Raw genomic sequence first — 19,070 nt, 5'->3', positions numbered from 1 at the left:
CATCCGCCGATGAGCCGGCAGCCCGACGCTCCCTTCGCGGACGGGGCGGCCCGGCGACTGATCGCCCTGGCCCGCTACGGCATCCTCGACACGCCCTCCGAGGAAGCCTTCGACGATGCCGTGGCGCTGGCCTGTCAGCTCTGCGAGGCGCCGACCGCGCTCGTCAGCCTCGTGACCGGCGACCGGCAATGGTTCAAGGCACGGATCGGCTTCGCGCCCGGCGAGACCGGGCTCGACCGATCGATCTGCATGCACACGCTGAGCGAGGGCGGCCTCCTCGTCATCCCCGATCTGACCGCCGATCCCCGCACCCGCGCCAACCCGCTGGTGACGGGCGAGCCGGGACTGCGTTTCTATGCCGGGGCGCCGCTCACGACCCCGGAGGGCGTGACGATCGGCGCCCTGTGCGTGATCGACGCCAAGCCCCGGCCGGAGGGACTGAGCCCCGCCCAGGCCAAGGGACTCGCGGCCCTGGCCCGCATGGTGATGACGCAGCTCGAACTGCGCCGGGGCAGCCTGAGCCGGCGGGCGGAGACCGCGGCCCTGGCCGAGAGCGAATTGCGCCTGCGACTCGCCATCGAGGCGGGCGGCATCGGCATCTTCGATTACGATCTCGTGGCGGGCACCCTCAGCTGGGACGCACGCACCCGTGCCCTGTTCGGGATCGGTGCGGACGAGGCCGTGAGCTACGAGGGCACCTTCCTGGCCCGCCTCCACCCGGAGGACCGCGCACGCGCGCACGCCGCGGTGCAGGCGGCGCTCGACCCTGCCGGCCCCGGCCTGTTCGACTGCACCTACCGCACCTGCGCGCCCGATGGCGGGGCGATCGCCTGGGTCGCCGCCCGCGGCGCCCTCGTCACCGAGGGCGGGCGGGCGCTGCGCTTCGTCGGCACGGTGCGCGACGTCAGCGCCGAGCGGACGGCCCAGGCCGCGGTCGCCGCCACGCAGGAGCGCTACCGCCTCGTCACCCGCGCCACCAACGACGCGATCTGGGACTGGGACCTCCTGGCCGACCACGTGCTGTGGAACGAGGCCCTGCACGTCGCCTATGGCTGGGCGCCGGAGGCCGTCGAGCCGACCGGCGGCTGGTGGCTCGATCACATCCACCCGGAGGATCGGGAGAGGGTGGAGGCCGATATCCGCCGCGTCATCGGCGGGGGCGGGCAGGATTGGAGCCACGAGTACCGCTTCCGGCGCGCCGACGGCTCCTACGCCGAGGTGCTCGACCGCGGCTCCATGGTGCGCGGGGCCGACGGTGCGCCGCTGCGCATGATCGGCGCCATGCTGGACTTGACCGAGCGCAACCGCGTCGCCGCCCAGCTCCGGGCGGTGGTCGAGGGCGCCAATGTCGGCATCGTCCAGATCGATCCGCGCAGCATGGTCGCGGTGGAGGTCAACGCCAAGCTCTGCGCGATCTGGGGCGCGCCGGAGAGCGCGATCGTCGGGCATTCCATCGCCAAGTGGACGCCCGAGGAGGACGCGGCGGAGCGCGACCGGCTGCACCGCCGGATCGCGGCCGGCGAGATCGTGCGCGAGACCCTGGAGAAGCGCTACCGCCGGGGGGATGGCAGCCTGATCTGGTGCCGGGTCAACCTCGTGTCGCAGATCCGCGGCGACACGATCCTGGCCACGGCGATGATCGAGGACATCAGCGAGGAGAAGCGGGTCGAGGCGCGCCAGAGGGCGCTGATCGAACTCGGCGACCGGCTGCGCGAGGCCGCCGCCCCCGCCGAGATCTCGCAGATCGCTGCCGGAATCCTGGGGCGCACCCTCGGCTGCGCCCGCGCGGGCTACGCGGCGGTCGATGCGGGCGCGGAGCGCCTCGTGATCGAGCGCGACTGGTCGCACGGAACCGCGAGCCTCGCGGGCAGCCATCCCCTGGCGCTGTTCGCGGCCACGGTCGCGCGGCTGCGGCGCGGCACGGTCCTCGCGGTCGCAGATCTTCCCGCCGACCCGGATCTCGCGGCCGACGCGCCGACCTACGCGGCCATCGCCGCCCGGGCCGGGATCACGGTGCCGCTGCTGCGCCGGGGCGAGCTGGTCGGCCTCGTCTACGTCCATGCCGCGGGAGTCCGGGCCTGGAGCCGGGGCGAGATCGACTTCGTCCGCGAGGTGGCCGGGCGGGCCTCGGCGGCGCTCGCCCGGCTTCAGGCGGAGGAGCAGCAGCGCTTTCTCAACCGCGAGCTGAGCCACCGCCTCAAGAACACCCTGACCATGGCCCAGGCCATCGCCTCGCAGACCCTGCGCAACGTCACCGACGTCGCCACGGTCAAGGAGGCGCTGGTGGCCCGGCTCGTGGCCCTGGGCAAGGCGCACGACATCCTGCTCTCCGGGGAGGGCGAGGGCGCCGGACTCGAGGCAGTGGTGGCGGGCGCGCTCGCGATCCACGACGACGGCGAGCCCGGCCGCATCGCGCTGTCCGGTCCGCCGATCGAGGTGGGGCCGAAGGCGGCGCTGTCGCTGGCGCTGATGGTCCACGAACTCGCCACCAACGCCGCCAAGTACGGCGCCTTCTCCGTGCCCGGCGGCCGGGTCCGCGTGGTGTGGTCGGTCGTGCCGGGCGGGGAGCCGCTTCCGGCCGGGGAACCGCTTCTGGCGATGACTTGGACGGAGAGCGGCGGGCCGCCGGTCGCCATCCCCACGCGCCGGGGCTTCGGCTCGCGCCTGATCGAGCGCGGGCTCTCGGGGGCGGTCGGCGGCGAGACGCACACGACCTACGCTCCGGAGGGCGTGATCTGCCGCATCCTGGCGCCGCTGCCGGGGCTCCTCGAAAAAGAGTGAGGCTTCGAGGGCAACGAACCCGCGTTTCGCCGCTTGAAGGGGGGAGCCCGGCCGAGGAACCCCATGGATCAACCCGCTCCCCCCGCCCCGCGCAGCGATGCGCGGCCCGATGGGACGAACGACCCGCGCGTTCTCGCCCTGGTCGTCGAGAGCGAGACGGTCCTGCGCATCGCGACGGCGGACCTTCTGGCGGAGGCGGGCTTCGAGGTGCTGGAAGCCTGGAGCGCGCCGACGGCGGCCCGCCAGATCGAGCTTCACCCCGGTCTGCGCCTCGCGATCATCGACGCCGACCTCGCGGGTCCGCAGGGACGGTTCGCCCTGGCCCGGGAGATCGCGGCGCGCCGGCCGGACCTGTCCCTGATCGTGCTCTCGGCCGGCCTCTCGCCCGAGCCCGGCGACCTGCCCGAGCGGGTCCGCTTCGCTCAGAAGCCCCTCAAAGGCGCCCTCGCCCGGGAGGCCTGGGAGCGGATCGCGCGCTGAAGGCAGCCTCCGCCGTCATCGCGAGCGATCAGCGAGGCGATTTGGCCGCGCGACCGTTCCGGAGCGGGCCGGACCCTGGATTGCTTCGGCCTCGCCCCGCGAGGACGGAAAGAGGCGCTTCGAGGGCCTCGTTTTCCGCCGGCCACCCTCACCCCGTCGGCTGCGCCCGCCCCTCCCCGCTCGCGGCCTCGTCCTCGTGCCCCGCCTCGCCCCGCAGCCGCTCGGCGGCGACGTAGAAGACGGGGGTGACGAACAGCGTCAGGATGGTGGCCACCAGCAATCCGCCGATCACCACCGTGCCCATGGAGAGGCGCGCATTCGCCCCTGCCCCGCTGGCGATGGCGAGCGGCACCGAGCCCAGGATGAAGGCGAAGGAGGTCATCAGGATCGGGCGCATGCGCAGCCGCGTGGCGTGCTGGGCCGCCTCCAGCGCGCCCTCGCCCCGCGCGCGCAGCTCCTCGGCGAAGGAGACGAGCAGGATCGAGTTCTTGGCCGCCAGCCCCACCAGCAGCAGCAGGCCGATCTGCCCGAACACGTCGAGCGGCATGCCCCGCAGGGCCAGGAAGCCGACCGCGCCGAAGATCGCCAGCGGCGTGGCGAGCAGGATCACCAGCGGCAGGCGCACGGATTCGTACTGCCCGGCCAGGAAGCAGAAGATCATGAACACGCCGAGCCCGAAGATGATCGGCGCGAAGTTGCCGGCGATCTTCTCCTGGTAGGCGACCTCGGTCCACTCGATGGAGTTGTTGGTCGGCAACGCGCCCGCCAGCTCCTCGACGGCCGCGATCACCGTGCCGGAGCTGGAGCCGGACTCGACCGTCACCGCCACCTCGATGGCCGGATAGGTGTTGTAGGACAGGACCGCCGTCGGCCCCGTGGTGAACTTGGCCTGGACCAGGGAGCCGAGGCGCACCGGCTCCCCTTGCGCGTTGATGACGGTCAGCGACTCCAGGTCCTGGAACAGGCGCCGCCCGGAGGGGTCGCTCTGGACATAGACCTGGTAGACGAAGCCGAAGCGGTTGAAGAGGTTGACGAAGCTCGACCCGACATAGGTGCCGAGCGCCTCGAACAGCCGGGCGAGCGGCACGCCGAGCTGCTCGGCCTTGGCCCGGTCGATGTCGAGGCGGATCTGCGGCACGCCCCAATCCGTGGTCGGCGTCGCCGTGGCCACGCCGGGCAGCGCCTTGATCCGCTCGATGAAGTCGCTGGCCGTCTTCGCCAGCCCGATCCCGCCGTTGCCGGAACGGTCCTGGATCTCCAGGGTCAGGCCGCCGCGCGAGCCCAGGCCCGGCAGGGGCGAGGGGTTGGCGATGCGCACCTGCCCGTCGGGATCGTGCCGGAAGCGCTCCTCCATGTCCCGGATCAGGTCGTCGACCGTGGTCTTGCGCTCGTCCCAGGGCTTCATGACGGGGATGTTGAAGCCGTAGAACGGGGCCACCGTGTCGGCGAGGAAGGAGCGCCCGCTGACCCCGATGGTGTGATCGACGTCGTCGCGCGCGCGCAGAACCTCGCCGAAGCGGGCGTTCATGGCCTCCGTGCGCTGCACCGAGGCGCCCAGCGGCATCGCCACCTCGGCATAGAGATAGCCCTGGTCCTCCTCCGGCACGAAGCCGGTGGGGCGCTGCATCAGCAGCAGGAATGTGGCTCCGGCAAACAGCACGAAGACGGCGAGCGTTAGCACGACGTGGCGGGCGAGCCAGCCGATCGAGCCGGCGACGAAGGTGGCCGCGCGCTCCAGCGCGGTGTTGAACCAGTCGAGGGGCTTGCGCCACCAGCGCTTTTTGCGCTGCCCGTGCGGCCTCAGGAGCAGGCCGCACAGGGCCGGCGTCAGGGTCAGCGAGACGATGGCCGAGATCATCACCGAGATGGCGATGGTGAGCGCGAACTGGTTGTAGAGCTGGCCCGTGAGCCCGGGGATGAAGGCCACCGGCACGAAGAGTGCGGCGAGCACCAGCGTCGTGGCGATGACGGGGCCGCCGATCTCGTTGACCGCCTCGCGGGAGGCGGGCTTGGGCTCCATGCCCTCTTCCATCAGCCGCTCGGTGTTCTCGACGACGATGATCGCGTCGTCCACCACGAGGCCGACCGCGAGCACGAGGCCGAGCAGGCTCAGGGTGTTGAAGGAGAAGCCCAGGAGCGCCATCGGCCCGAAGGTGCCGATCAGGGCGATCGGCACCGCGATGGTCGGAATCAGGGTGGCGCGCCAGTTCTGCAGGAAGAGGTAGGTGACGACCGTGACGATGAGGATCGCCTCGACCAGGGTGCGCACCACCTCGTAGATCGCCTCCTTCACGAACTCGGTGGAGTCGAGGGCGATGGAGTAGTGCAGGCCGGGGGGAAAGCGCTTGGCGAGGTCCGCCATAGTCTCGCGCGTCCCGTTCATCACCTCGACGGCGTTGGCGTCCGGGTTCTGGAAGATGCCGAGCGTGGCCGAGGGCTTGCCGTCGAAGTTCGAGGTGACGCCGTACTGCTCCGAGCCCAGCTCCACCCGGCCCACGTCGGAGACGCGCACCACCGAGCCGTCGGCATTGGCCCGCAGGACGATGTTGCCGAACTCCTCCGGCTTCGTCAGCCGGCCCTTGGTGACGAGCTGCAGCTCGAAGGGCGTCGCCCGGTCCATCGGCAGCTTGCCGAGCGAGCCCGTCGTCACCTGCGCGTTCTGCGCCTGGATCGCCTGGAGCACCGTCTCGGTCGGCAGCGACAGGGCCTCCATCTTGGCCGGATCGAGCCAGACGCGCATGGCGTAGCGCATGTTGGAGAAGTTCAGGATGCGGCCCATGCCGGTGACGCGGCGCAGGGGCTTGATGACCTGGGTCTCGGCGTAGTTGGCCAGGAACAGCTCGTCGAAGCCGGTGCTCTCGTCGGCGTAGAGCACGACGTTGCCGAGCCGCTGGCGCGAGGATTTCTGGATCTCCAGCCCTTGCGCGCGCACCGCCTCCGGCAGCTTCGCCTCGGCCCGGCTCGCGCGGGTGAGCACCTCGGCGGCGGCCGCGTCGAGGTTCGAGCCGACGTCGAAGGTGGCGTCGATCGAGACGCTGCCGTCGGTCGAGCTCGTCGACTGGATGTAGATGAGGTTGGGCGCCCCGTTGATCTCCTGCTCCAGCGGGATCGCGATCGACTCGTAGGCCTGCTGGGCGGAGGCGCCGGGATAGGTCGCTTGGACGTTGATGATGGGCGGCGCGATCTCGGGATATTGCGCCACCGGCAGGGTCACCCCGGCGACGATGCCGATCGTCGTGATGACGATCGAGATCACGGCGGCCAGGATCGGCCGGTCGACGAATGCGGCGAACATCCGGTGGGCCGACTCCACGGTGCGAGACGGGGCGGGGACGAGGGTTGCCGCGCGAGGATGCCGCGAAGACCCGCATGCAACGTCTCGCGCCCGAGCGTGTTCCCTCCCGGGGCAAGGGCGCCCGAACGAGACCGGGCCTCACGGGGCCCGGTCGGTCCCGGAGAGCGGATAACGTGCGGTCAGGCGTCGGCTTCGTCATCACCGGCCTCGTCGTCGGGGCGCTCGGGATCGCCGGAGGCGCGTGGTGGGGGATGGGCCACCCGATCCCGGGCTTCCTCGCCCATCACCTCAAGGTGTCGAGCCGCGCCGCCTCCAAGGACCGCGCGGCGCCGCGCCTCACGGTGCGGGCGGTGCGTGCGAGCCGCCAGGACGTGCCGGTCGCCTTCGAATATACCGGCACGATCATCTCGCCCCGCGACGCCGAGCTGCAGACGCGGGTGACCGGCTTCGTGGTGGAGCGCCCGTTCGAGCCCGGCGGCCACGTGAAGAAGGGGCAGGTGCTGTTCCGCATCGACCCCCGCCCCTTCGAGGTCGCCCTGAAGTCGGCCGAGGCCCTGCGCGACCAGGCCAAGGCCACCCTCGACTTCGCCCAGGCCGAGGTGAACCGCACCGAGCAGCTCGCCGACAAGGGCTTCGCCACCGAGCAGCGCGCCCAGCAGAACCAGTCGAACCTCGCCACCGCCAATGCCAAGCTCAACGAGGCGGAGGCCGCCATCGCCCGGGAGCGGCTGAACCTCGATTACGCGGTGATCCGCGCGCCCTTCGACGGGCGCTCCTCCCTGTCGCTGGCCAATATCGGCGACATGGTGATCGAGAACCAGACCAAGCTCGTCTCGGTGGTGCAGGTGAACCCGATCGACGTGCAGATGGCGCTCTCCTCCGAGGACGCGGAGGCCGTGCGGGTGGCGCAAGCCGAGGGGCGGGTGAAGGTCCAGCTCCTCGACGTGCGGCGCGAGCCCGTGCGCGAGGCCACGATCTACCGGCTCGACAACCGCTTCGACCCCCGCACCGGCCGCCGCCTGATCCAGGCCTTCCTCGACAACGCGGACGAGCGCTACCTGCCCGGCCGCTTCGTGCGCGCCCGCATCGAGGTGGGCCAGCAGGAACGCCTGCTGGTGCCGACGGTCGCGCTCTCGGCCCAGCTCGACCAGCAGGTGGTCTGGACGGTGGACGAGGCCGGCACCGTCCACATGACGGCGATCGAGGTCGGCGACGTCTACGGCGACAACACCGCCGTGCTCAAGGGCCTCAAGCCCGACACGCTGGTGGTGACCGACCACCTCCAGAGCCTGCGCCAGAACCTCAAGGTCGAGCCGCGCATCGCCGAGGAGGTCCGCGCCGTGCAGAACACCCCCGCCCAGGGCGAAGCGCGGCACTGAGCCCGGGATTCCGAAGCGATCATCCCTTTGGCGGAGTCTCGGGGCAGCGCCCCGAGTTGCCTTCAACCCGGGCTCCGCCCTGGACCCTGTGAGTAGGGCCCGCCCTTTCGAAACCCGGCTTCAGGCTGCGCGAACCTGATTCAGGAATCCGCCGACTTCCGTGCGCAGCGCCGCGGCTTGGCGGGCGAGGTCGCTCGCCGCCCCGAGCACTTGGGCCGAGCCGCTGCTCGCGTCGTCGGCGGTGCGGGCCACGCCCGCCACGTCGTCCGAGGCGCGCCGGGTTCCCGCCGAGGTCTCGGCCGTGGTGCGGGCGATCTCGGCGGTGGCCGCGCCCTGCTCCTCGACCGCGGCGGCGATGTCGTTCGAGATGCGCGACAGGTCGCGGATCGTGCGGGCGATGCCGGTGATGCCCGAGACCGAGGCGCCGGTGGCGGCCTCGATCTCCGCCATGCGCCCCGCGATCTCCTCGGTGGCCCGGGCGGTCTGTGCGGCCAGCCCCTTCACCTCCGCCGCGACCACCGCGAAGCCGCGACCCGCCTCGCCCGCGCGCGCCGCCTCGATCGTGGCGTTGAGCGCCAGGAGATTGGTCTGCCCGGCGATCTCCGAGATCAGCCCGACGATCCGGCCGATGCTGTCCGCGGCCTCCGCGAGGCGCGCGACCTCGCCCGCCGTGCGCCCGGCCTCCTCCTCGGCGGCGCCGGCCGCCTGGGCCGAGGCGCCGACCTGCGCGGAGATCTCGCGGATCGAGGCCGACAGCTCCTCGGTGGCGGCGGCGATGCCGTCGGAGGAGCGCGCCGCCTGGGCCGAAGCCTCGGCCGCCGAGGCGCTCAAGGCGGAGGTCTCGCCGGCCGCCGCGCTCATCCCCCGCGCGGCGGCCTCCAACTGGAGGGCGGCCGCCGAGACCGCCTCGACGATGCCGCCGACCCGCGCCTCGAAGCCGTCGGCCACCGCCATCATCGCCGCGTGGCGGCGGGCGCTCTCCTCCTCGGCGCCGCGCTCCTGCGCCGCGCGGATGCGGGTGCGCTCGGCCACGCTGTCGCGGAAGGCGACCGCCGCCGCGGCGATGGCGCGCAGCTCGCTCGGGCCCTTCACCGGGATCTCGACCTCGGTCTCGCCGCGCCCGATCGCGGTCAGCGCCCGCGCCATCCGGCTCAAGGGGCGGGCGATGGCCGAGCCGAGGCCGAAGGCCAGCGCCGCCGAGAGCAGCAGGGTGGCGAGCGCCGCCCCGGCCCAGAGCGCGACGGCGCGCTCGGCCTGCGACCGGGCCGCGGCCGCGTCCCGCGCCAGGGCCGCCGTCAGCCGGTCCTCGATCGCCTTCAATCCGTCGATGCGCTGGGTGGCGAGCCGGAACCAGCCCTTGGCGTCGGAGAAGGCGGGCACTTGGCCCGGCGCGGTGTCGAGCGCGAGCGCACGGATGCGCGCGACCTCGCGGGCGGCCTCCGCGGCGTTGGCGCTCTCCAGCGCCGCGACGTCCCCGGCCGGGCTCGCGGCCCGGAACAGCCCCTCGAAGGTCGCCTGATCCGCCGCGAGCCCGGCGAGGCGCCGCAGGCCCGCCAGATCGATCGTGCCCGCGGCGAACAGGGCCGAGGCCGCCGCCCGCTCCTGGCCGGCGAATTCCTTGAGCGAGAGGAAGGCGGACAGGGCGGAGACCCGGGCGCCGAGGGTGGGGTCGGCGGAGACCTGCGCCACCGCGCGCACGGCGCCGAGCGCCTCGGCGATGACGCCGGAATAGAGGGCGAGGTTGGCGGGCACCGAGGCCTCCAGCCGATCGACCGCGCCGCGGTGCCGGTCGATCTCCGCGAGCCGCGCGCGCAGGGCCGTCGCCCGGGCGGAGCGGTCCCCGGCGGCATCGAGTCCGGCGAGGAGGGCCGTCCGCGCGGCGTCGGTCAGCCCGCGCTGCGCGGCGAGTTCCGGGGCGAACTGGCTTCCCTTCGATCCGAGATAGAGGCTCGAGGCCCCGCGCTCCTTCTGCGCCTCGTGCACGAAGGCGCCGATCCGCACCGACAGGCCGACCCCTTCCTCGGTCCGGGCCATGGCACGGCCCTGCTCCGCCCGCTCCGCGACCGCCACGCCCGCCGCGGCACCGAAGGCGAGGCAGGGGATCAGCGCCACCGTGACGATACGGGCGCGCAGGGAAGAGGGCAGTTTCATGACGGAACGATCCGGACGGGTTGCGGCCGGACCATGGAAGGCGAACGTAAAGTAAAGATTTCGCTGGAGATGCGTTGCTCAAATTTGGGGCAGATACGCTACGATTTCATCATCTCAGTGCTGATCAGAGCCAATTCGCGGATCGAATAGCTTCGGTGCCGTCACGGCAGGCTATTCGATCCGCTGCTCGATCACGCCGCGCCAGCCCAGGCCCGCATAGGTTTCGTAGCCGGGGGTGTCGTGGAAGGCCACGAGGCGGTCCCTATCCCGGTAGTGACCCTGGGACCGGCCGTCGGTGCGGAGCCGGTAGATCTCGCTCAGCACCCCCTCGTCCCGGGAGCAGGCGATCACGCGGTTGCGGGCATCGAGCAGCATCACGCGGGTGTGCTCCCGCTCGCCCGCGCCCAGCCGGACGCCCTGGACGATGGCGCGGGCCTGCGGCTGCCAGTCGAAATGGATGGCGAGGATGCCCAGCGGCGCCCCCTCCGGGCGACCGCCCTCCCGCACGCTCGCGCAGTAGGTGGCGACCTGCGCGCCGCCCAGGCGTGCCTCGGTCCGCACGTCGACCGCCGTGTAGGCGTCGCCGCTCCGCAGGGCGAGCGCGTCCCGGAACCAAGTTTCGGCCTCGACCTGCGCGCCGAGGACGTCCGGATAGGGGTCGGGGCGGCCATGGGCGATCACCCGGCCCTGAAGATCGCACAGCCAGAGATCGAGATAGACCGTGTAGGCCGACAGGATCACCCCGAGCCGCTCGCCGGCATAGGCCGCGCTCTCCGGCGAAGGATCCCGGCCGCAGGCGACCAAGGCGGCGTCGGTCGCCCACCAGCGCACGTCGCAAGTGCGCTCGTAGAGGTTCCGGTCGATCAGCTCGACGGCGTTCAGGGCGAGGTCCACGCAGCGGGTCGCGCGCGCCTCGCCGGTGAGCCGCGCGACGGCCTCGGTGAGGTCGTCCACGCCGGTGCTGAGGCCCGCCTTCAGAGCTGTGGCCAGCGTCTCGACCTCGGTCGAGACGGTCCGGACCTCCTGCGCGACGACCGAGAAGCCCGCTCCCTTCTCGCCGGCATGGGCCGCCTCGATGAGCGCGTTCAGCGCCAGCAGCTTCATGCGGTTGGCGATCGACTGGATGGCGCCGAGGTTGGAAGAGGCCCTGGACTTCAGGGCCTGCGCCGACGCACCGACGACGTCGGCAAGGGACAAGTCGTTCATGCAACCCCCGAGCGTATTCTACGGCAGAGATACTTTGCTCTGATCGATGTTTGACCAACTCTAGCGATCTTTATCTTAAATCGAGCCTAACGTATCGGTGGCGTTGCTTGATGCTTGTTTCGGCGGGTGGCGCGTTTTTGGGCGCCGATCGGATCGGAATCTGCGCAGCCGAACCCGCCCTCCGGCGGCTCTCGGACGGGAAGCGATCCGGCCCATTCGAGCAGGGCGTTGCGGGCGCGACAGGCCGGCATTGCCGTCGTACCTGTTCCGTTCTAGTGGTTTCGCGCCGCCCGGAACCCATCTCCGTCCCCGGATACTGTTCCCGCGCGGCACACCCGTTGCCCGCCCGAGCAGAAAACGAGGGCGCCGCAACTGGGCCGCCCGGATCGTCGCAGAGAATTTGTCGTCCATGGCCAAAGCCAAAGCCCGCAAGCCTGAGACCGCGGCCAAGTCCAAGGGAAAGGCCGAGGAACGGACCGACGCACAGCTCTCGGCCCTGTTCGACGCGGCCGGCGGTGCAGGCGCGCGCGACACCCGCGTCATCTCCGTGCGCGGGGCCCGCGAGCACAATCTCAAGAACGTCGACCTGACGATCCCGCGCGATCGGCTCGTGGTGTTCACGGGCCTGTCGGGGTCGGGCAAGTCGTCGCTGGCCTTCGACACGATCTACGCGGAAGGGCAGCGCCGCTACGTCGAGTCGCTCTCCGCCTATGCCCGCCAGTTCCTGGAGATGATGAGCAAGCCCGACGTCGATCAGATCGACGGGCTCTCGCCGGCCATCTCCATCGAGCAGAAGACCACCTCGAAGAACCCGCGCTCCACCGTCGGCACGGTCACCGAGATCTACGATTACATGCGCCTGCTCTGGGCGCGGGTCGGCATTCCCTACTCGCCCGCCACCGGCGAGCCGATCGAGAGCCAGACGGTCAGCCAGATGGTCGACCGGGTTCTGGCGCTGCCGGAGAAGACGCGGCTCTACCTGCTCGCGCCCGTGGTGCGCGGCCGCAAGGGCGAGTACCGCAAGGAAATCGCCGAGTTCCAGAAGAAGGGCTTCCAGCGGCTTCGCATCGACGGCGAGTACTATCCGATCGACGACGTGCCGAAGCTCGACAAGAAGCTCAAGCACGACATCGACGTGGTGGTGGACCGCATCGTCGTGCGCGCCGACATCGCCAGCCGGCTGGCCGATTCCTTCGAGACCGCGCTCGAACTGGCCGACGGCATCGCCGACATCGAGTTCGCCGACACGCCGGAAGGGGAAACCCCGAAGAAGATCACGTTCTCGTCGCGCTTCGCCTGCCCGGTCTCCGGCTTCACGATTCCCGAGATCGAGCCGCGGCTGTTCTCGTTCAACAACCCGTTCGGCGCCTGCCCGACCTGCGGCGGCATCGGCCACGAGATGCGGATCGACCCCGAACTGGTGATCTCCGATCCCGCGCTGACCCTGAAGCGCGGCGCGGTGGGCCCTTGGGCGAAATCGACCTCGCCCTACTACGACCAGACGCTCGACGCCCTCAGCCGCCATTTCGGCTTCAAGACCAGTGTGGCGTGGTCGGCCCTGCCCGCGAGCGCCCGCGAGGTGATCCTCTACGGCACGGGCAAGGAATCGGTGCGCTTCGATTACAACGACGGCCTGCGCGCCTACGCGGTGAACAAGCCGTTCGAGGGCGTGATCCCGAACCTGGAGCGGCGCTACAAGGAGACCGAGAGCGACGCGAGCCGGGAAGAAATCGGGCGCTTCATGAGCGCCACGCCCTGCGCCGCCTGCGGCGGCAAGCGGCTCAAGCCCGAGGCGCTCGCGGTCAAGATCGCCGCCCAAGACATCGGCGAGGTCACCGCGCTCTCCGTGCGCGAGGCCCATCGCTGGTTCTCGGAGATCTCGGAGAAGCTGACCGACAAGCAGAACGAGATCGCCGTCCGCATTCTGAAAGAGATCCGCGACCGGCTGACCTTCCTCGTCGATGTCGGGCTCGAATACCTGACGCTGGCCCGCGGCTCGGGCTCGCTGTCCGGCGGCGAGAGCCAGCGCATCCGCCTCGCCTCGCAGATCGGCTCGGGTCTCACCGGCGTGCTCTACGTCCTCGACGAGCCCTCGATCGGCCTGCACCAGCGCGACAACGAGCGCCTGCTCGGCACGCTCAAGCGCCTGCGGGATCTCGGCAACTCGGTGATCGTGGTCGAGCACGACGAGGACGCGATCCTCCAGGCCGACTACGTGGTCGATGTCGGGCCGGGTGCCGGCATCCACGGCGGCGAGATCGTCGCGCAGGGCACGCCGGAACAACTCCTCAAGGATCCGGCCTCGCTCACCGCGAAGTATCTGACCGGCGAACTGTCGGTGCACACGCCCAAGGCCCGGCGCGATCCCGGCCGGGGTATGCTCACCGTGGTCGGCGCGCGGGGCAACAACCTGAAGGACGTGACCGCGCAGATCCCGCTCGGCACCTTCACCTGCATCGCCGGCGTCTCCGGCGGCGGCAAGTCGACGCTCGTGATCGACACGCTCTACAAGGCGGCGGCCAAGCGGCTGAACGGCGCCCTGGAGCACCCCGCCCCGTTCGAGCGGATCGAGGGGCTGGAGCATCTCGACAAGGTCATCGACATCGACCAGTCGCCGATCGGCCGCACCCCGCGCTCGAACCCGGCGACCTATACCGGCGCCTTCACCCCGATCCGCGACTGGTTCGCCGGCCTGCCCGAGGCCAAGGCCCGCGGCTACCAGGCCGGGCGCTTCTCGTTCAACGTGAAGGGCGGGCGCTGCGAGGCCTGCTCGGGCGACGGCGTCATCAAGATCGAGATGCACTTCCTGCCCGACGTCTACGTCACCTGCGACGTGTGCAAGGGCAAGCGCTACGACCGCGAGACGCTGGAGGTGCGCTACCGCAACAAGTCCATCGCCGACGTGCTCGACATGACGGTGGAGGAGGCCGCCGACCTGTTCAAGGCCGTGCCGTCCATTCGCGAAAAGATGGAGACGCTGGCCCGGGTCGGCCTGCACTACGTCCGCGTCGGCCAGCAGGCGACGACGCTCTCGGGCGGCGAGGCGCAGCGGGTGAAGCTCTCAAAGGAGCTGTCGAAGCGAGCCACCGGCCGCACCCTCTACATCCTCGACGAGCCGACCACCGGCCTGCACTTCCACGATGTCGCCAAGCTCATGGAGGTGCTCCACGAACTGGTCGACCAGGGCAACACCGTGGTGGTGATCGAGCACAACCTCGAGGTCATCAAGACCGCCGACTGGGTGATCGACATGGGTCCCGAGGGCGGCGACGGCGGCGGCCGCGTCGTGGCCCAGGGCACGCCCGAGGAGATCGCCGCGAGCACGGCGAGCCACACCGGACGCTTCCTGCGCGAGGTGCTCGCCCGGCGCCCCGCCGCGGGAGCGGCGAAGGGGGTCGCCAAGGGGGCCGCAAAGACATCCTCGAAGGTGGCTCCGAAAGCGCCTTCCAAGGTGCCTTCCAAGTCGGCACCCGGATCGAAGGCGACCGCCCCGGGCCGCCGGGGTTCGGCCACCGGCCGGGGGCGGCAGGCGGCCGAGTAGTCCACGCCCCGGCGCGGGCCGGTACAACCTGATCGCGAGAGCAGCATCCCCGGTTCGACCCCGGGGCGCGGCGGGCCGTTGTGCCGATTCGGCTCACGCGGCCTCCCCGGCCACCCCGTCCCGGGCGCCGGCAGGGCCGGGACGGCGCGATCCGGAGGCCAAGCGCCCTTCGCGGTTGCGCAACTGCCCCGCCCTGCCTGCCGAAGCGTCCTGGGCGGTCGTGACGTGCAATGGCTTGATTGCAATGTACTATTTCACCGACATCCGTGCCTCGGAGCCGAAGGAGACCTGCGTAAAGCATGGTAAGGAAGCATTAACGGTTTGGTTGCTCCGCAGCAAAAATGCGGCTTTTGCGCAACGGTAGGGTTGGAACTGCCGAGATTGAAGGCAATCCCCTGTCATTCGCGGTCGGTCTGTAGAATAGTTCCCGACGTCGAGACTTGAGGTGCGGCCGTAAGGGGGCACCGGCACCGGCCCGGCCATCCCGCTCTGGGGAGCAAGGGAGGCAGGAGGTGTGGGGGCTACGGGGCGGACGCCTGAAATCCTTGGGAAGGAACGAGAAAATGATGAAGAACTGGCTCGCCGCGGGCGCGATCGCGCTCACGGCCGGAATGACGACGACCGTCGCCCAGGCCCAGACGACCACGGTTCCCGGCGAGCAGGTCGGTCTCGCCACCGGCGCGCCGCTCCCCGAGGGCGTGTATGCCATCAACACCTTTACCTATCGTAGCCCGGACGGCCCGGACGCCCTCTCGGTCGATACCGCCGTCAACGTTCCGGTGCTCGTGTGGGCCACCCCGTACGTTCCGCTCGGCGGCCGCCTCGAGCTGCTCGTCGCCCCGCCGACCGTGTTCACCTTCAGCCGCGCTGCCGGCGGCCGTGACACCTCGATCAACGTCGGCACCTTCGTCGGCGGCATCTGGGCGTTCGACCTCGGCGGCAACATCGGCGTCAGCTTGCTCGGCGGTTCCTACCTCAACGAGCTCAATGCCGGTCGCGGCGGCGGTCTGAACATCCTGGCCTCCAACACCTACCGCGTCGGCGGTGCCGTCAGCTACACCGGCGACGGCTGGAACCTGACCGCCAACCTGACCTACAACTTCTACGACTCGCCGAGCCGCTTCTCCGGCCGCAACGGCATCCCCGGCTTCTTCGGCCCGGTGCAGATCTCGGACGCGTTCAACCTCGACCTGACCGCGACCAAGAAGTTCGGCAAGTTCGAGATCGGCGCCATCGGCTACGGCACGGTCAACCTCGACCCGAACCTGCTCGCCTTCGTGAACGACCCGACCAGCCGCATCGGCCGCGGTGGCCGGTTCGCCCTCGGCGGCCTCATCGGCTACGACTTCGGACCCTTCTCGGTCCAGGCCTACGTCGCCCGCGACGTCGTGACCTCGGTCGGTGTTCGCGAGAGCACCGACGGTTGGTTCCGCATCATCGCCCCGCTCTACACCCCGGCCGCTGCCGTGGCTCCGGCCCCGGCCCCGCTGGTTCGCAAGTACTGATTTCACCAGTACTGATCGGGACCATCCGAACGGAACCGGGGCGCCTTGCGGCGGCCCGGTCCGCGACGAAACGAAGCCGTCCGGCCGCAAGGCCGGGCGGCTTTCGCCTTTTGGGACTTCTGCCTTCCCGGACTTCTGCCTTCTCGCGCCGCCGCCGCGCACGGAGTGCGGCTGCGACGCCTCGCGCCGGGTGTCGGCGGGAACGGTGCCGCCTATGTGAGTCGGGATGACGCCGGAACGGGTTCGGCGGCCGGGGGGCGCAGCCCGCGGCGTTTCCGTTCGCGGACCGTCTTGAGGGGCGGCGGAGCGGATCGGAGGGGCTCGAAACATGTCCGCGCAAGGCGAATTCAGAATCCCGGCAGCCCTGCAGCCCAAGGCCGGCGACTACGCCTACGACCTGGAGCGCGCGCTGACCTCGGTCGTCTCGCTCTCCACCCGGGTGCCGGCGGAGGCCTTCACCGCCGAGACCCTGGGCACCGAGCGGGCCGGCAACGGCGTGGTGATCCGCGAGGACGGGCTCGTGCTCACCATCGGCTACCTCGTGCTCGAAGCCGAGAGCGTCTGGCTCACCACGCATGACGGGCGCTCCGTGCCGGCCCACGTCGTCGGCTACGACGGGGAGACCGGCTTCGGCCTCGTCCAGGCGCTCGGCCGCCTCGACCTGCCGGCCATGAGCCTCGGTCATTCGGACGTGCTCGAAATCGGCGAGCGCGCCGTGATCGCGGGGGCGGGGGGGCGCTCGCACAGCCTCGCGGTCGAACTCGTCGCCCGGCAGGAATTCGCCGGCTACTGGGAATACGTGCTCGACGAGGCCCTGTTCATCGCGCCCTCCCATCCCCACTGGGGCGGCACCGCCCTGATCGGCCCCGACGGCACGCTGATCGGCATCGGCTCGCTGCAGCTCCAGCAGGGTGGTTCGGGGGGCGGCCGGGCGATCAACATGGTCGTGCCCATCGAACTCCTGCCGCCGATCCTGGCCGATCTGGAGGCCCGCGGCCGGGCCGACCGCCCGCCCCGCCCCTGGCTCGGCCTCTACGCCACGGAGACCGAGGACGGCGTCGTCGTGATGGGCGTCGCCGAGAAGGGGCCGGCGGAGAGCGCCGACCTACGCCCGGGCGATCTGCTGACGGAGGTGGCAGGCGAGCCCGTCGCCGACCTCGCCGGCTTCTTCCGCCAGGTCTGGGCGCTGGGGGAGGCGGGCGTGCGCGTGCCGCTCACGATCAACCGGGACGGTCGCCTGTTGCGGCTCGCGCTGACCTCGGTCGACCGCGACCGGTTCCTGATGGGGCCGAGGCTGCATTGATCGGGCGCCCCGGGCCGGATGTCCCTCCCCTCTTGCCCTCCCCTCTTGCCCGCCCGTCCTGCCCGCCCGCGGCCGATGCGGCCCGCGCGGGCGGGGGGCCAGAGCGTCACGCCCCGTCCGGCGGCGTGACGACCGGCTCGCGCAGCGGTCCGTAGGTCGCGCGGTAGCTGCGCGGCCCGACCACGGGCAGGACGAGGCGTCTGGCCCAATCCGGCAGCCGGGCGGTGCGCGACAGCCGGTCCGTCATGGCCTGGACATGCGCGACGCGCGGCCGGCGCCGCGCCTCGTACTCCGGTCCGATCCCGCGCCAGGCCGACCGTCCGGCCAGCAGCTCCGCCAGCACCAGGGCATCCTCCAGCGCCAGCGCCGCCCCCTGCGCCCAGACCGGCGCGGTGGCGTGGGCCGCATCGCCCGCGAGCAGGGCGCGGCCCCGGCTCCATTGCGGGAGGCGCACCTCCTCCAGCGGCGCGTGATGGATCGTCTCCGGCCGGGCCAGCGCCGCGTCGAGCGCCTCGCGGACGGGGCGGGGAAAGCCGGCGAACACGGCGCGCAGGAGCGCCGGATCGGGCCGGCTCGTGGCGGCACCCGCGACCGAGACCCAGGCATAGGCCTCGCCCCGGTCGACGGGGATGAGCAGGAACAGCCCGCCCTGCCCGGCCCAGAGCGTCCAGGCCTCGATCCCGGGGTTCGGCGTCATGAAGCGCCAGCTCGCCGGGGCCAGCATCGCCGCGCCGAGGGCTTGGTCGCCGAACAGGGCGTGCCGGACCCTGGAATGCACCCCGTCCGCGCCGACGAGCAGCCCGCCGGACTCGCGCGTGCCGTCCGCGAGTTCGACCGCCACGCTTGCCCCGTCCTGCCGCAGCCCGGCGACGGCGCAGTCCCGCCGGAGATCGTCCGGCGGTAGGCCGTCCGCGAGGAGCTGCAGGAGGTCGGCGCGGCGCAGGCAGCGCGGCCGCGCCTCGGCGCCCCAGAACGCCTCCTCGTCGACCGCGAAGAGCAGGCCGCCGCGCGCCGTGCGGTACTCGCGCCGCCGGACCGGGGAACCGACCCTGCGCAGGGCGTCTGCCAGTCCGAGCTGGCCGAGCGCCCGCACGGCGTTGCCCGGCAGGTTGATGGCGAGCCCTCCATCCGCGGGCGCCCCGCGCCGCTCCAGGGTGAGCGAGGAAATGCCCTGGCGGTGCAGGGCGCGCCGCACGGCGAGGCCGGCAATCCCGCCGCCGGCGATGAGGACCCGCCCGGTCTGTCGCTGCTCCATCGGCCACGTCACCGTTCTTGGACCAAGGTCACCGTTCCTCGAACGGCTTCGGGCGGGATCGCGCGCCGCTCCCGGGTCGGCCCCGAATCGGCGCGTCTGCGCCCATCGGCGTAGGTCACCGGCATAGGTCATGGGCGGCGCTCGGCGAAGGGCTGCGCCCAAAGGCCGGACCCT

At 71.5% G+C, this 19,070-nt stretch carries 10 protein-coding genes; 6 read left to right on the top strand and 4 right to left on the bottom strand.

What is annotated here, in order from left to right:
- Positions 1 to 9: 9 nt before the first annotated feature.
- Together ACPCJR_RS07580 and ACPCJR_RS07575 are read left to right on the top strand one after the other, a co-directional pair.
- Positions 10 to 2,781, top strand: a complete 2,772-nt coding sequence (locus tag ACPCJR_RS07580) for a PAS domain S-box protein (RefSeq protein ID WP_391511309.1) — start codon at positions 10 to 12, stop codon at positions 2,779 to 2,781.
- A gap of 63 nt (positions 2,782 to 2,844) precedes the next feature.
- The gene (locus tag ACPCJR_RS07575) at positions 2,845 to 3,261 is read left to right on the top strand and encodes a response regulator (RefSeq protein ID WP_391511310.1); all 417 of its coding nucleotides are present in this window, start codon (positions 2,845 to 2,847) and stop codon (positions 3,259 to 3,261) included.
- A gap of 148 nt (positions 3,262 to 3,409) precedes the next feature.
- Here ACPCJR_RS07575 and ACPCJR_RS07570 read toward each other — a convergent pair whose 3' ends face one another.
- The gene (locus tag ACPCJR_RS07570) at positions 3,410 to 6,556 is read right to left on the bottom strand and encodes an efflux RND transporter permease subunit (protein ID WP_391511311.1); all 3,147 of its coding nucleotides are present in this window, start codon (positions 6,554 to 6,556) and stop codon (positions 3,410 to 3,412) included.
- Between the two features lie 173 nt (positions 6,557 to 6,729).
- Here ACPCJR_RS07570 and ACPCJR_RS07565 point away from each other — a divergent pair, with 173 nt between their 5' ends.
- A complete protein-coding gene (locus tag ACPCJR_RS07565) occupies positions 6,730 to 7,935 on the top strand; it encodes an efflux RND transporter periplasmic adaptor subunit (RefSeq protein WP_391511312.1) in 1,206 nt (401 codons plus the stop codon).
- 120 nt (positions 7,936 to 8,055) lie between these two features.
- Here the strand turns inward: ACPCJR_RS07565 and ACPCJR_RS07560 are convergent, their stop codons facing one another.
- Positions 8,056 to 10,086 carry a methyl-accepting chemotaxis protein gene (locus ACPCJR_RS07560; RefSeq protein WP_391511313.1) on the bottom strand — a complete coding sequence of 677 codons (2,031 nt, stop codon included), beginning with the start codon at positions 10,084 to 10,086 and terminating at the stop codon, positions 8,056 to 8,058.
- Positions 10,087 to 10,257: 171 nt separating this feature from the next.
- A complete protein-coding gene (locus ACPCJR_RS07555) occupies positions 10,258 to 11,292 on the bottom strand; it encodes a methyl-accepting chemotaxis protein (protein ID WP_391511314.1) in 1,035 nt (344 codons plus the stop codon).
- Between the two features lie 409 nt (positions 11,293 to 11,701).
- On the opposite strand from ACPCJR_RS07555, the gene uvrA reads away from it, so the two are divergent.
- The 3 genes from uvrA (at position 11,702) to ACPCJR_RS07540 (ending at position 17,641) form a co-directional block, all read left to right on the top strand.
- Complete coding sequence (uvrA, locus tag ACPCJR_RS07550) at positions 11,702 to 14,833, top strand: excinuclease ABC subunit UvrA (RefSeq protein ID WP_391511315.1); 3,132 nt, start codon at positions 11,702 to 11,704, stop codon at positions 14,831 to 14,833.
- 563 nt (positions 14,834 to 15,396) lie between these two features.
- Entirely contained in the window at positions 15,397 to 16,338 is a 942-nt protein-coding gene (locus ACPCJR_RS07545) for a transporter (protein WP_391511316.1), read from the top strand.
- A 328-nt stretch (positions 16,339 to 16,666) separates the two neighbouring features.
- The gene (locus tag ACPCJR_RS07540; RefSeq protein WP_391511317.1) at positions 16,667 to 17,641 is read left to right on the top strand and encodes a S1C family serine protease; all 975 of its coding nucleotides are present in this window, start codon (positions 16,667 to 16,669) and stop codon (positions 17,639 to 17,641) included.
- Between the two features lie 106 nt (positions 17,642 to 17,747).
- Here the strand turns inward: ACPCJR_RS07540 and ACPCJR_RS07535 are convergent, their stop codons facing one another.
- Positions 17,748 to 18,896 (bottom strand): FAD-dependent monooxygenase, encoded by a 1,149-nt coding sequence (locus ACPCJR_RS07535; RefSeq protein ID WP_391511318.1) that lies wholly within the window; start codon positions 18,894 to 18,896, stop codon positions 17,748 to 17,750.
- Positions 18,897 to 19,070 lie beyond the last annotated feature (174 nt).

This window comes from Methylobacterium sp. NPDC097929, from assembly GCF_049543375.1.
GTDB lineage: Bacteria > Pseudomonadota > Alphaproteobacteria > Rhizobiales > Beijerinckiaceae > Methylobacterium.
Note: the sequence above shows the minus strand (reverse complement) of the source record. Positions and strands in the feature narration are given on the sequence as shown.